The sequence below is a fragment of the Aestuariibaculum suncheonense genome (assembly GCF_014596935.1).
Classification (GTDB): domain Bacteria; phylum Bacteroidota; class Bacteroidia; order Flavobacteriales; family Flavobacteriaceae; genus Aestuariibaculum; species Aestuariibaculum suncheonense.
The window spans coordinates 1-14,773 of the sequence record NZ_JACVXC010000007.1; the positions used below are offsets into that span (position 1 = coordinate 1).

A 14,773-nucleotide genomic window follows, 5' to 3' on the forward strand; every position below is an offset into this window, starting at 1 on the left:
GGTGGCTCAGTTTCATCAGCCGCGCTATGCTCACTTTAATCCGCTGTGGGTGGCTCAATATAGCCGGTTTTTGCACATTACTATTAAATTCAAACTTATTCAACAAATGCATATTACCAGCCGTAATGGTTCTGTCACCTCGACCATTAATAGGATCGGTTTTAATAATTGCAAGTAACGTTTTAGCCAGTCGGCTAACCACTCTCTTGTCTCTCGCATGCTGTAATAATACGCGAATGGCATGTCTAATTACCTTGCCACCTTTACCTGCACGCCCAAATTCCATACCATTCTCACGGGTTCTTTGAAACGCAGGATCAGTAGCAATTTTGTTAGCATCTACACCGCTTTTAATACGGGCAAGATGCCCGTCGCTCGTTTTGTAAAAGGAAAGATCGCCTAGAGCTCCTTTTAATTTAATAATTCCTGTTTGTTTTGCCATAATAAATAGGTCTTTATGATTTAAAACAAAACAAGAACTATTTGTTAAGGTATTCAAATTCAAGAGGTCATCCATGCCATAAAAGGTCATTGATGCCATTTTCACCCCTTGGTGCCGTAAATGCTAAGTGAGTAAAGGTGAATGCTACGCTTAAGTATGGCTTCCGTATAGATTAAGCTATGCTTTAGCATAGATAAAGCATAGATACAGTATGGTAATAGTATGAAAAGAAAATGTGTTTTAAGCATGTAAAACGAATAGACCAAGCTGAAAACTCGCGTCATGACAGGGATTACAGACATCACCTCCCAAAAAGGAGTTGTATATCACACCCGTAAACAGTACTAAAACCATACACTCCCGTACTTAAAAGCCTTAATTTGAGGATTGTTTATAAAATTTGGTGCTTCATTTGGGGGTTGATATTTTGAAATGACCTAAACGAATTCAAAGGCCGCTAATATACAGAATCTTTTAACCCTACAGACCTTCCAAAATCTGTTTTAAACGAATGTGCCAGTCAGGAATAGTAACATTAAAGGTTTTTCGAATCTTCGCTTTATTTAACACACTGTAAGGCGGACGCTTGGCAGCTCTAGGATAGGCCGCTGTGGATATCGGATTGACGTTTATTAGAATATTTGAAAACTCAAAAATAGCCTTAGCAAAATCGTACCAAGAAATAGCGCCTTCATGACTGTAATGGTACAATCCATAAGCCTTTGATCCTCTATTGATAATTTCAAGTATCACCATAGCCAAATCACCCGCATAGGTTGGTGTCCCGATTTGATCGGAAACCACGCTAATTTCTCCATCTGTTGTCGTACTGAGCTTAGCCTGTCTTGAGCTTGTCGAAAGATCGAAGTACAAACGCAACATCGTTTTCATAAAATTGTAACCATACTCCGAATACAACCAGGACGTTCGAATAATAAAATGTTCCTCTAGTATATTCTGTATTTCAATTTCTCCCTGTAATTTAGAAGCCCCGTATACACTTATAGGATTAGTTTTGTCCTCTTCTGTATAAGGTTCTCTATTAGTACCATCGAAAACAAAATCTGTAGAAATGTGAATTAAAACAACGTTATGTTCTTTACATGCCAACGCTAAGTTTTTAGGGCCTTCTGCATTAACTTTAAATGCCAACTCTTTCTCCTCTTCAGCCTTATCGACTGCCGTATAGGCCGCACAATTAATGCAATAATCTATATCATATGATTTAAAAAAAGATTGTACCTGGCTTACATTACAGATATTCAAGGCTTCTGAATCGGTATAGATAATATTTAAATTATCATATTCAACCTCAACATCTTTGATACAAGATGCTAACTGCCCTTGTCCTCCAGTAACTAACACATTTATCATAGCTTAGCATCTTTTAATGTAGGTAGTAGCAAGTCTTTCTCTGAAATCAGCAACTCTTCTTCAGGCAATTGCCAGTCTATATTTAAATGGATATCATTAAAAATAATACCGCCTTCAGACCCTTTATTATAGAAATTATCGCATTTATACAACAATATAGCGGTATCACTTAACACCACAAATCCGTGAGCGAAACCTCTCGGGATAAACAACTGCATTTTATTGTCTTCTGTTAACTCTAAAGCTTCGTATTCTCCAAAGGTATCAGAACCTCTTCTAAGATCAACCGCAATATCTAAAACACGCCCTTTAATGACTCTTACCAATTTGGCCTGAGCATCGTCTCCTGTTTGATAATGAAGTCCTCTGAGCACCCCTTTTGAAGAAAACGACTCGTTATCCTGAACAAAATTCACGTTCTGATTCGTAAGTTTATTGAAGGTTTTTTGATTAAAACTCTCAAAAAAATACCCTCTGGTATCATTAAAAATTTTAGGCTCAATAATAAAACAGCCTTTCAATTTTGTTTCTTTTACTATCATTGTGTTTTATTCAATAAACCCAATAAATTCTTTCCGTAGCCACTCTTCAATAAAGGCTCTGCCAAGGCTTTAAATTGGTCTTCATTAATATACCCCATTTCATAGGCAGCCCCCTCAATAGCCCCTATTTTCAGGCCTTGACGCTCCTCAATGACTTCTACAAATTGCGACGCCTGCATCAAAGATTGAAAGGTCCCTGTATCGAGCCAGGCAGTACCTCGATCTAAAACACTGACATGTAATTTATTACGTTCAAGATAAGCTTTATTAATGTCTGTAATTTCTAGTTCTCCTCTTTGACTCGGTTTTATATTCTTAGCGATTTCGACTACCGAATTATCATAAAAATAAATACCTGGAACCGCATAATTGGACTTTGGCTGTTCCGGTTTTTCCTCTATGGAAATAACCTGCCCGGCATTATCAAATTCAACAACGCCATAACGTTCCGGATCATGAACTCTATAGGCATAAATAATGCCGCCATCAGGACTATTATTAGCCTGTAACAGCTTTGTTAGGCCTGTTCCATAAAATATATTATCTCCAAGAATTAACGCGACTTTATCATCTCCTATAAAGTCTTCTCCAATTAAGAATGCTTCAGCTAAGCCGTTGGGTTCTTCCTGCACGGCATAATCAAATTTACAACCATACTTTTCACCATCACCCAATAAGTCTTTAAAAAGTGGTAAATCTTTAGGTGTTGAAATAATCAAGACTTCCCGAATTCCAGCATACATAAGGGTCGATAACGGATAATAAATCATAGGCTTATCGTAAATAGGCATTAACTGCTTACTTACTGATAATGTCAATGGATGTAATCTCGTCCCTGAACCTCCTGCTAAAATTATCCCCTTCATTTAACTATACTGCTTTTTATAGTAGTTCTTATATTCTCCACTAGTGACATTATTCAACCATTTTTCATTTTTTAAATACCAATCAATGGTTATTTCCAAGCCTTCTTCAAAAGTTACTGATGGCTTCCACCCTAATTCGGTATTAATTTTGGAAGCATCAATAGCGTATCTCAAATCGTGACCTGGACGATCTTTAACGTAGGTTATTAATTCTTCAGAAGTTCCTACAGGCCTACTCAGCTTCTTATCCATTTGAGCACATAACACCTTCACCAAATCGATATTTTTCCACTCATTAAACCCTCCTATATTATAGGTTTCTCCATGCTCCCCTTTGTGAAACACCAAATCAATAGCTAAAGCATGATCCTTTACATAGAGCCAGTCTCGCGTATAATTTCCATCGCCATAAACGGGAAGCGATTTGTTATTAATAATATTATTAATGAATAAGGGAATGAGCTTTTCAGGAAACTGATTCTGCCCATAATTATTTGAACAGTTCGTTATGATGTGGGGCAGACCATAGGTTTCTCCATAAGCACGAACAAAATGATCGGAGCTCGCTTTTGAAGCGGAATATGGTGAATTAGGATCGTAAGCGGTCGTTTCTTTAAACAAACCTTCCCCTAACGTACCATAGACTTCATCTGTGCTAATATGATAAAACAACTTATTTTCCAAATTATCAGCCCAAGTCTCTTTAGCTGCATTTAGTAAATTAACCGTGCCTATAATATTAGTCTTTACAAACGCTAACGGGTCACTAATGGAGCGATCAACATGTGATTCGGCTGCCAAATGAATTACTGCATCAAATTGATAGTCTTGAAAAAGTTGATTTATAAAACCGGAATCATTGATATCGCCTTTAATGAATGTATAATTAGGAAAACCTTCAATATCTTTAAGATTCTCCAGATTACCAGCATAAGTTAATGCATCCAAATTATAAATATTATAATCCGGATACTTCTCAACAAATAACCGTACCACATGAGACCCTATAAATCCAGCACCTCCTGTTATTAAAACATTCATTATCCTTTTTCTAAACTTTATTTTGTTTGCTCTTTTAAATATTGGCCCAAACCTAAGATTATAAAACTCAGCAATGTTACCCCTAAGAAAATTAAAGGCAATAAAAATTTCATTTTATCTGTCCATGCTCTGATATCATAACCTGTCTTTGGAAACCCTGACAATACGTTAATCACATTTTTTTGCTCTACCAAATCCTCATAAACAGCACGTCGTTGTGCTTCCAATTCCAAGCGTTTATCAATAAGTTTAGATTCATCAACAATCAATCCGTTAGACTCCGCATTCCCCATATATAGGTTAGTTCCGGAACCTTGCACTGGTTCTTTATCAGATTTTTTCAAACGTATTTTTAGATACACATCTACCAACGAATCATTCTTTTTAAGCTGAGTTGATAATGTCTGATCTTTTCGCTTTAAGTTTTGCGTATTAACCTCTGATAATTCCTCTAAATAAGCATTATTACTCAACTCTTTTACAAAATGCTTTTCTATTTTTTGATACAACCCTTTATTTGTGGATGCTACACCTATTTGGTGGATTTTAAAATTATAAGCAGTTAATGACGATTTATATTGTTCATAGGTCATTTCGGTTCTGGATAAAGAATCTAAATGCATATAAAACTCAGAATACATTTCCACAACTTTATTTTCATCAATATCGGGTTCAATGTAGAAGCCTTTAATTTTAGCAGCTTCCTGAGATGTAATTCCTAAACGACTCCCCAATTCAACAGAATCTTGATCTTTGGACGCTAATTCATGTAATTGTCTAATATTTTCATACACCTGACGAGCTGAATTAAAATTCGTTTCAATAAACAAATTGGCTCCGTATAGCTTATCAGAATTCTTATCTATAATAAACCCAACAACAACGCCTAAAACTACAGCGCCCACATACCATAAAAACCGCTTATAAAAGTGTATTAATAGCATCAAAACAACACTAAAAAGGCCTTTAAAAATAGAAGCTATAAACTTAAAAAAGCGGTCGAAAGCATTACCTATTAACTTAAACAACTGTCCTAAATCGACTTCTTCTGATGATTGCTGCGGGTTTTGCAATTCTTTACTCATACATTAAATTATTAATTGAAAATTTGTTCTAATATCTTTCTTGTGATTAAATAGGTTGGCTTTACTCCAGACGTCCCTAAGCCTCCGGATGCTAAAGTGGCTCCTGTTTCAAGCGGATTATCACTGGCGTAATAGGCATATCTCACCTTCACATCTTTACCAATGCTGCCTCTTACTTTTGAGGCTGCCTGAATGGCTTTTTGATAATGCGCTCCTTCCATCTCTAAACCAATCACTCGCCAGCTGGAATTATGGAAAAACTTCAGAATATCTTTATTCTGTAATGACGTTCCTAAAACGGTAATCATGGCGCCTTCGTAAACAGCAACCCCTTGATTTTCCAAATCTTTCTTTAGAAGCTCATTGTTAAACGGATAATTATCTGCGGTACCTTCAAAAATATGTGCTGTAGGAATCATGATATCTCCTTTTCCGCCCTGTAAGATTCCCGCTTTTCCCATTATGGACACCGAATCCACATTCAAATACAGGTCCTTTCCTTTAACCTTATATGGTTTTAAAAGCTCATCAATGGTTTCATAGGCTTGTTCTCCAAACGCATAATCCATGACCAAAATCACAGGCTTTTTATCTTGTATATATTCAGCATTTACAGGAATATCAATCTTGGAAACATCTATTTTACTAGTGTCAAAAATCTGAACATCAATATTCGTTCCTGATGTGTCCTTTATATACGTCATACCTCGTTGTAAAGCTTCCTTATTCACTTTACTTCGAAGTGCTTCATTATCTTTATTGCTTAAATCCTCGTAAACGCTAAAAATATCCTTTTTAGATACCAAAGGTTTTAAAGCATTTGGCGTGAATAAGGTATTCATCACACTGTGCATATTGGCACTTATAATATGAATGGGGCGTTGTAAAAGCCCTTCTTTATAAAGCATATCCTTTATGGTGTCCGACCAAATTTCACCATGTATATGATGCCCAATACGCTCTCTAAGCATCGGACTAAAGGTTACAGTCCGTTTATTAGTTGTGGTTTGCTCTTCTATGGCTAATTTACCTACCCAATAAATGATATGTAAAAACCGTTCCGGCTGATTTTCAACAGCAAATTGATTGTAAACTGTCATCAACTCATTGAAAGTTCTTCCTAAAATATTTGCAGTATGCGTAATAGCGACTTCACGCTCTTCCTGCGTTAATTTTTTATTCGATAGAACCGCATTTTCAAGTTTTGTCCAATCGCGAGTCGTCGCCCCCGATTCGTTTATAACAACGCGTTTGCTAATCTTATGCGATTCAACAAAAAGAAAGGTTAAATGGGTTAAAATATCGTAGATTTCCGAACGTCCGCGTGTAATTTCGATATTCATTTGTTCCGCATCAATACGATAACAGTTACGACGACGTTTTGAAGGAATTATGGGTTTAAAATGCGAATTTAAATAGCCTTCATCGCTGGTTAAATTGATAAACATACATTCTTCAATTCCCATAGGAAGCCGATCTATAACATAAAGTAGTCCTTCAAGCTCAGCCTTTTCATCTCCAATAGACCCATAGATCTCCGGACGCAAAAGCAACAAGGATTGCCTTAAGGTTTCTCCCGAAACCCCCATAGGTTTATAAAACCCGCGGTTAAATAAATGACGCATAGTAATATACATCCGCTCGATAGCGTTCGAACTCTCCTGAGCTCGTGTTCTTTCGTGATGTTTTCTATTACTCATACGTCTTAATATTCCGCCAAATATACTATTATTTCGGTTAATCGACATGAGGAAAACCCTCAACAATGCTTCTGTCGTTCGATAATCTCGGTAACTTGTTCTGTCCGCCCAGTTTACCTATCGATTTCATATAGTTTTTAAATCCGTCCTTTTTAACTTTTCGAATTACTAAAGGCCGTAATACCTTACCTTCTATTAAATCGAAATAGTACACATTTTGTTTTTGAAGGGACGCATCAATGCGTTTTGCCAAATCAGCTAAATCATCTGGTTCATTTTCAAATTCTATAAACCATTCGTGATATGGCAAACCCTCATCCGGATTAATTTGAGGTGCCACAGTAAATTCAGAGACTCTTATGTTGGTTTCAGAAATCGCTTCCTGCATGGCCTGTTCCACTTCTTTACCAATAACATGCTCCCCAAAAGCTGAAATAAAATGTTTAATTCTTCCGGAAACAATCACGCGATACGGTTTTGTAGACGTAAACTGAACCGTATCGCCAATATTGTACCCCCAAAGTCCGGCGTTAGTGGAAATAATCATCACATAATTTACGCCGATTTCCACATCTTTAATAGTAATACGCTTTGGGTTTTCATTAAAAAACTCATCGGCCTTTATGAACTCATAAAAGATTCCTGAGTTCAACAACAACAGCATCCCTTTTTCGTTTTGTCTATCTTGATACGCAAAAAAACCCTCACTGGCCGGATATAATTCAATGCTATCTACTTTACGCCCGATAAGATTTTCAAACTTGGCTCTGTAAGGTTCATAATTCACCCCTCCGAAAATAAACAGATTGAAATTCTTGAAAACATCACCGACTTTCTTTCCGGTTTTTTGCTGAAGTTTTTCAAAATACATTTGCACCCAAGATGGGATTCCGGAAATCACCGTCATATTCTCTGGTAAGGTTTCTTCAACAATGGCATCGACCTTGGTTTCCCAATCTTCTATGCAGTTCGTTTCCCAGGAAGGCAATCGGTTTTTTTGAAGATATTTAGGCACATAATGCGCTACAATTCCTGATAATCTTCCTAACTGAATGCCGTTTTGCTCTTTTAAAATCGGACTCCCCTGGAGGAAAATCATTTTACCATCAACAAACTTACTGTTCCCGGTTTCCTGAATATATAGCAAAATCGCATTTCGAGCTGCTTCCACGTGATATGGCATGCTTTGCTTGGTTATCGGAATGTATTTAGCCCCTGATGTCGTACCAGACGTTTTCGCAAAATACAAAGGTTTACCCTTCCAAAGCACGTCTTCTTCACCTGCAACCACGCGTTCTACATAAGATTTTAAAGCCTCATAATCTCGAATCGGGACACGTTTTACAAAATCGGCATGATTATTTATACTCACAAAATCATGATCTCTTCCAAAAGCTGTACCTGCGGCATCCGAAATTAACGCCTGAAACACCTTATCCTGAGTTTCAATGGGGCTATTGGCCCACTTTAAAACACTTTTATATACACGCTTAGCAAATGGTTTTGCCAATACCGATTTTAATGAAATCATATGTTAGTTAAAATCTATAAAATTAGTTGGATTAACCGGATATCCGTCATTCCAAAGTTCAAAATGTAAATGCGGGCCGGTAGATAACTCGCCTTCATTACCCGAAGTTGCGATAACTTCTCCCGCTTTAACCAGGTCGCCCTGACTTTTGGTTAGTGATGCATTGTGTTTATACACTGAAATTAATCCGTAACTATGTTCAATAATGACCACATAACCTGTGCTGGGCGTCCATTCTGCAAAGATAACAATACCATCGGCCACCGATTTAATTGGTGTATTTTTAGCCACTACAATATCTACTGCATAATGCTTTTCCTTTAAATTATATGGTTCACTAATGGTTCCGTTAACCGGAGAAAACAATACAAAGTTAGATGCCGATGTGGCAGATTCGAATAGGTTATACTTATCCTCTTTATCAACTTTTTCTCTTAACAAAGAATCTTCAGCACTTGGCGCAAAATCCACTTGACTTGCCTCCAATTTCACCGCCTGAATGATAGAATCCTTATTTACGTCAGACACACTTACATCGCCTTTTAATACCTGCTTTATAGACTCAAAATAACGATCGTTTAACGCTAAAACGCGTTGTAAGGAATCTGTTTTATAGTTAAGCTCTGTAGCCTTCTTTTTTAATGCCGCAGAGGAATAACCTGGTATATATTCTCTCAGAGGGGTATAAGCAATGATTAAACAGGTAATAATCATTAAAAATATAGCTGACAACGACGCCAAAACAAACACGTTTAAGCGAGTTAATTTAAGCGATAAGCGCTCTTCGAAAGTATTCTCGTTAAGAATAATTAATCGGTACTTATCGAGTAATTTGCGTTTTATTTTTTTGGGTCTTTTCTTTTTATCCTCCATGATAAAAACAAAAATAATTAAAATTATAGGATGATGGCTTTGCTTTATTCTAAAGTTATTGTTAATAACGTTTTTATTAAACTTTAATTATTAACTTTGCGGAACTAAATTTTTAATTATGATCTCATCAAGTATATTTTTAGGCGCTATTGGCCCGTTACAGATAGCTCTAATAGTTATAGTAGTTTTATTGTTATTTGGAGGTAAAAAAATCCCTGAATTAATGAGAGGACTAGGAAGCGGTATTAAAGAATTTAAAGACGCTAGTAAAGACGACGACAAAAAAGAAGATAAGCAATAATTACAAGCTTATTATTTATACATAAAAAAACCAGCATGATAAAGTTTATCATGCTGGTTTTTTTATGTGTTCATATAGCCTGTTTTTAATCTATTTTAACCGATTTAATGATAGATTCCAGCTCCAGCATATAATCGCGTTTCTCCACAGATGGCGCGAAAGCAAACCCTTCGATAATCACCCAACGTTTATTGGCCTTATCTTCAATAGCATAATTTAAAAACGGTCCGCCCATGAAATCATTCTTTAAATCCCAGATGCCCCGGGTTTCTATAGCAAATTTGTTATTTACCATTGTTTCCGAAACGAAAGGCGCATAAGCCAATTCGGTAGTCATATAAGACTCTATTTTTTCTCCATTAGATTTCAGCTCACCATCTTGCCTTCCTTTTATATATGCTTTCGCTACGGAATCTCTGATTTTAATGATTTGATTAGCTAAACTATCATTCTTCTTAATAGCATGTAACGGCACTGTAAAAAGAAGAAGATTCGTGGTTCCTGTAGTGATATCCTTTCTGATCCAGAAAAAATCATCGGCCTCTCTGGCTATAAAATACGCAGCATCAAACTGAATAGTAAAACCTAGTTTTTGTTCGATAACCTCAAATTTATGCGGTGATTTTGCCATTTGGCGTTGTCTTTCCTTTAATTCCATGGTCCTGAACGTATCTACAATATTAGCACCATTCTCATTGATGACATCAATGATTTCCTTTCGATCTTTTCCGGAAACCACAATCACCTTTTGAGGCTGAGCATACACATTATCCAAGTACTGTATTTCAGATTCTTTTCCCATTTCAATTTTCAAAATGGTTCGATTTTTAGTTACAAAACCCGAAAATACTGAAGGCGGTATTTGACTTAAAGTAAACGTTGGCTCATCTTGCGGAAGTCCATAAATTGGCGCTGCTAATACATTTCTAATCGCATCACCAATACTACCATCCCATAAATCGTTTTCTAAAATTACTGAAACATTATTGATGTTTCCAGATGAATCTAATACAATTTTTTTGTCGGACGACTTTTTATCGCCGCAAGAGACTACAAGTAATAAGGTTAAAATTGAAACAAAAAGATTTCGCATAGTTCGATAAATTTAAGGAATTATCCTTTAGATATTTTAAGTTTCATTCCTGGTTTTAAAGTATTACCACTAATACCGTTCCAATCTTTAATATTTTGAACAGAAACTCCAGGAAATTTTTGTGAAATGCCCCAAAGCGTGTCTCCGCTCTTTACAACATAGGTGGTTGCATTCGCCGAAACGGATTTCAATGACGTGCTGCTGGCTACCGTGGCATGAGGATTTCTAGGGTATATGGTTAATCGTTGACCAATTCTTAAATCGTTACTTCGCAGACCGTTCCATTGTTTAATCTGACTCACACGAACCCCGTATTTTCTGGCAATTTTCCCTAGGAAATCGCCCGAACGCACCTTGTAAACCGTTTTTGTATCGGCTTCAAAAAACTGAGGTAAAGGCTTTTCTCGTTTATCAAATTCCGCTTTAGCAAAGGCATAAATTTGCTCCTCATTGGTTACAAAATCACCAATAACGGTTCTAGGTAAACGCAAAGTGTAATTTTCATCCTTTATAAACGGAATGATATCCAATTTGTAAGACGGATTTAAAAACTGAAGCTCTTCCATAGCCACTCCGGTAACTTCAGAAACCTGATCCAAAGTAATCATTTGCTTAACGCGAATCGTATCGGTTTCAAAATACGCAACTTCAGGCCTGGGTTTTGTAAATCCGTGTTCTTGGGCATATTCAAAAATATACATATTTGCTAAAAACGCTGGAAGATAGCCTGCCGTTTCTCGTGGTAAATTATGTCGGATATTCCAATAGTTTTGATAACCTCCAGAACGTCTTATCGCTTTGGTTACATTACCTGGGCCTGAGTTATAGGCTGCTAGAGCTAAATCCCAGTCACCAAAAATTTCATATAGTTTAGACAGGTATTTTGCAGCCGCTTCGGTAGATTTTATCGGGTCACTGCGTTCATCAACATAACTGCTAACATCTAGTCCGTACATTTTTCCGGTACTAAACATAAACTGCCATAAACCGGTTGCTCCTACTCTGGATTTTGCACGTGGTTTTAACGCCGATTCTACAACTGCCAGATATTTAATTTCCAAAGGTAAACCGTAATTATCCAGTTCGCGTTCGAACATTGGAAAATAAAACGCACTTAAATTAATTAAGCGCTGAAGTAAGTCTCTGCGATTTTTTAAATAGGATTTTATAACGCTTTCTAAACTCGCGTTGTACTCGACATTAAACGGTGTTTTGGCGTTTAACAAGGCTAATCTCGCCTTTAAAGTATCGGTTGGTAACTCCGGATATTCTACCTCCTCAAAATTAATTTCGGTAACTGCATTGTAAACCGTATCGTAAAGGGAGTTGCTGTAAAGCTCTTCTAACCACTTCTCATCGACACCTGCCGCTAAAAAATTATCTTCAAACTTTTGAATTAAAAGGGAGTCGTTTTGAAATAAAACGCGTGTTACTGCTGGTGTTTTTCCATCAACTAAAGAATCCTTTGAAATGACATTCTTTTGAGAAATATCATCCTGTTCTTCACCCACAGCAGCCTTAGTTTGCGAGAAAGCTCCCGAAAACGAAAAAAAACATATAAATATAAAAATGCGAAAAGCCATAAAATCAATTCATTACGTTATTGAACGATGATATGGCTAAAATCGTATTTTTTAAGCTAAATTAAAAACTTAATTCCATTTATTCCAGAATTGCCGCGATTCCAGGCAGCACAATTCCTTCTAAACTTTCAAGCATAGCACCACCTCCGGTACTTACATAGCTTACTTTATCTTCGAATCCAAATTGCTTAACCGCGGCTACAGAATCACCTCCTCCAACAAGAGAGAACGCTCCGTTTTTAGTTGCTTCAGCAATTGAATTTCCTAATTCAATAGTTCCTTGAGCAAAGCTTTCCATTTCGAAAACGCCTAAAGGACCATTCCAAAGGATTGTTTTACATTGCATCACCACATCGTGGAATTGCTTTCTTGATTCTGGACCAGCATCTACACCTTCCCATCCGTCAGGAATTTTATCGATATCTACTTCCTGCGTATTCGCATCATTACTAAAAGCATCCGCGGCAATAGTATCAACCGGAATATGTACCTGAACATTCTTTTCTTTCGCTTGTTTTAAAATGTCTAAAGCCAATTCCATTTTATCATCTTCACAAATAGAATTTCCAATTTTTCCACCTTGTGCTTTAATAAACGTGAACGCCATACCACCACCGATAATCAGGTGGTCTACTTTATCTAAAATATTTTCAATAATGGTGATTTTTGATGATACTTTTGCGCCTCCAAGAATCGCTAGAACAGGTTTTTCTCCCGTTTTCATCACCTTATCGATGCTTTCTATTTCCTGAGCCAATAAACTTCCGAAACATTTTTGATCCGGGAAAAACTCAGCCACAATCGTTGTTGAAGCATGTGCTCTGTGCGCTGTTCCAAAAGCATCATTAACGTAAATATCTCCTAATTTCGCTAACTGCTCGGCAAATGCTTTATCTCCAGCAGTTTCCTCACTGTGGAAACGTAAATTTTCAAGGATTAATACCTCACCTGGCTGTAAGCTTGCTGCAGCAGCTTCAGCTTTTTCTCCTACACACTCTGAAACGAATTTCACTTCAACACCTAAAATATCAGATACTTTAGGAACAATGTGATTTAATGAAAATTCTGCCTGAACGCCTTTCGGACGCCCTAAATGCGACATTAAAATACAGCTTCCACCATCTTCTAAAACCTTTATAATGGTTGGCTTGGCAGAAACAATTCGCGTTGCATCTGTAACATTGAAATTTTCATCTAAAGGCACATTAAAATCCACACGGATAAGTGCTTTTTTATCTTTGAAGTTAAAATCGTTTAGCGTTTTCATTCTTGTTCTTAATTAATTTGATTCACAAATGTAACTAATTAAAAACAGCTTTAAAACGCCTTTTTTTACGAAAACGATGTAATTCACAAAGAATTATTAAAAAAATAAATCAGAGCGACAATTTTACATTTAAATCTAGAATACTTCACTTTTTGATTGAAAACAAAATCCGAGCAACTTCCAAAAGCTACCCGGATTCTTAAATTAATTATTGAATTTAGACTTATTTTTTAATAATTTTTACACTTTTTGAAGATTTTCCGGAAATCACCCTAGCGATAAAAATGCCATTCGGAAGGTGTGTTAAATCTAAGTTCACTTCATTTGAACCAATCGCTTGACTCAACACTTCTTTACCTAACACGTTATAAATACTCACGTAATCAAAACCAACATTGGCTTTCAGCTTTAAATTCCCTTTTGTGGGATTTGGTCCGAAAGAAAATCCTTCAATATTCAAATCATTCGACGACAAGGTTTTCATATTCAATTCGAAATCATCAAACCCTAAATAAGCATTTCCATTTTGATAAATAACCAGTCGCATACGCACATACTGATGTCCCGACGGCACATTATACGTTATTTCTTTCCATCCTTGGGAATTGAAATTACCGCTCAAATTGGTTTTAAATATGTCTTCATGAGCATCATAACGATTCCAATTATTTTCATTGTCAAAAGCCACTTCATAATAGATATAATCTGAAGCTTTCAAATTCACATACTGCACACGAAAAACGATATCGGCCGGTGCACCATTTAATGCTACCGGATTAAACAACAACATATGTTCTGGTGAAGCCAAACCGGTTACAGCTTGAGAATACTCATTATCTAAATCTCGTCCCGCAATATAACTAGGCCCTGAAAATGCTCTGGGAATTCTTCCATTGGCCTGGGAAGACCTTCCCCATATATCGGTGCCGTTTTGTTTGGAATAAAATGGAATATTAGTTGAATACACCCAATTGTCTTTGGTACTGGCATCGAAACCCTGTTTGTATGCCTGAGCCCCTAGAATAAACGAACAGGCCACCATAAAAAGAAAAGTAATAGTAGTTTTGTTCATGAC

General features: G+C 36.6%; 13 protein-coding genes and 1 pseudogene. 1 reads left to right on the forward strand and 13 read right to left on the reverse strand.

Features of this window, described 5'->3' with window-relative positions; all coding sequences use genetic code 11:
• From ICJ84_RS14705 to ICJ84_RS14745, 9 genes and pseudogenes are all read right to left on the reverse strand, one after another.
• Window positions 1-442: pseudogene (locus ICJ84_RS14705) on the reverse strand (hypothetical protein); the annotation flags it as partial.
• Window positions 443-922: 480 nt separating this feature from the next.
• Window positions 923-1,816 carry a dTDP-4-dehydrorhamnose reductase gene (gene rfbD / locus ICJ84_RS14710; RefSeq protein WP_188217181.1) on the reverse strand — a complete coding sequence of 298 codons (894 nt, stop codon included), beginning with the start codon at window positions 1,814-1,816 and terminating at the stop codon, window positions 923-925.
• Complete coding sequence (gene rfbC, locus ICJ84_RS14715) at window positions 1,813-2,358, reverse strand: dTDP-4-dehydrorhamnose 3,5-epimerase (protein ID WP_188217182.1); 546 nt, start codon at window positions 2,356-2,358, stop codon at window positions 1,813-1,815. Before rfbC ends, rfbD begins: the two co-directional genes overlap by 4 nt.
• On the reverse strand, window positions 2,355-3,224 hold the full coding sequence (gene rfbA, locus ICJ84_RS14720) for a glucose-1-phosphate thymidylyltransferase RfbA (RefSeq protein ID WP_188217183.1): 870 nt from the start codon (window positions 3,222-3,224) through the stop codon (window positions 2,355-2,357). Before rfbA ends, rfbC begins: the two co-directional genes overlap by 4 nt.
• The gene (gene rfbB, locus ICJ84_RS14725; protein WP_188217184.1) at window positions 3,225-4,265 is read right to left on the reverse strand and encodes a dTDP-glucose 4,6-dehydratase; all 1,041 of its coding nucleotides are present in this window, start codon (window positions 4,263-4,265) and stop codon (window positions 3,225-3,227) included.
• 17 nt (window positions 4,266-4,282) lie between these two features.
• Entirely contained in the window at window positions 4,283-5,350 is a 1,068-nt protein-coding gene (locus ICJ84_RS14730) for a hypothetical protein (protein WP_188217185.1), read from the reverse strand.
• Between the two features lie 11 nt (window positions 5,351-5,361).
• Window positions 5,362-7,050, reverse strand: coding sequence for a DUF6909 family protein (locus ICJ84_RS14735; protein ID WP_188217186.1), 1,689 nt, complete (start codon window positions 7,048-7,050; stop codon window positions 5,362-5,364).
• A 37-nt stretch (window positions 7,051-7,087) separates the two neighbouring features.
• Window positions 7,088-8,581, reverse strand: a complete 1,494-nt coding sequence (locus ICJ84_RS14740) for a GH3 auxin-responsive promoter family protein (protein WP_194408573.1) — start codon at window positions 8,579-8,581, stop codon at window positions 7,088-7,090.
• Between the two features lie 3 nt (window positions 8,582-8,584).
• On the reverse strand, window positions 8,585-9,454 hold the full coding sequence (locus ICJ84_RS14745; protein WP_188217187.1) for a M23 family metallopeptidase: 870 nt from the start codon (window positions 9,452-9,454) through the stop codon (window positions 8,585-8,587).
• A 118-nt stretch (window positions 9,455-9,572) separates the two neighbouring features.
• Between ICJ84_RS14745 and tatA the strand changes: the two genes are divergently transcribed.
• On the forward strand, window positions 9,573-9,755 hold the full coding sequence (gene tatA, locus ICJ84_RS14750; RefSeq protein ID WP_188217188.1) for a twin-arginine translocase TatA/TatE family subunit: 183 nt from the start codon (window positions 9,573-9,575) through the stop codon (window positions 9,753-9,755).
• Between the two features lie 85 nt (window positions 9,756-9,840).
• Here tatA and ICJ84_RS14755 read toward each other — a convergent pair whose 3' ends face one another.
• From ICJ84_RS14755 to ICJ84_RS14770, 4 genes are all read right to left on the reverse strand, one after another.
• On the reverse strand, window positions 9,841-10,848 hold the full coding sequence (locus tag ICJ84_RS14755; RefSeq protein WP_188217189.1) for a DUF4837 family protein: 1,008 nt from the start codon (window positions 10,846-10,848) through the stop codon (window positions 9,841-9,843).
• 20 nt (window positions 10,849-10,868) lie between these two features.
• Window positions 10,869-12,431 carry a lytic transglycosylase domain-containing protein gene (locus ICJ84_RS14760; RefSeq protein ID WP_188217190.1) on the reverse strand — a complete coding sequence of 521 codons (1,563 nt, stop codon included), beginning with the start codon at window positions 12,429-12,431 and terminating at the stop codon, window positions 10,869-10,871.
• Window positions 12,432-12,510: 79 nt separating this feature from the next.
• The gene (locus ICJ84_RS14765; RefSeq protein WP_188217191.1) at window positions 12,511-13,698 is read right to left on the reverse strand and encodes a phosphoglycerate kinase; all 1,188 of its coding nucleotides are present in this window, start codon (window positions 13,696-13,698) and stop codon (window positions 12,511-12,513) included.
• Window positions 13,699-13,921: 223 nt separating this feature from the next.
• Window positions 13,922-14,770, reverse strand: coding sequence for a T9SS type A sorting domain-containing protein (locus tag ICJ84_RS14770; protein ID WP_188217192.1), 849 nt, complete (start codon window positions 14,768-14,770; stop codon window positions 13,922-13,924).
• Window positions 14,771-14,773 lie beyond the last annotated feature (3 nt).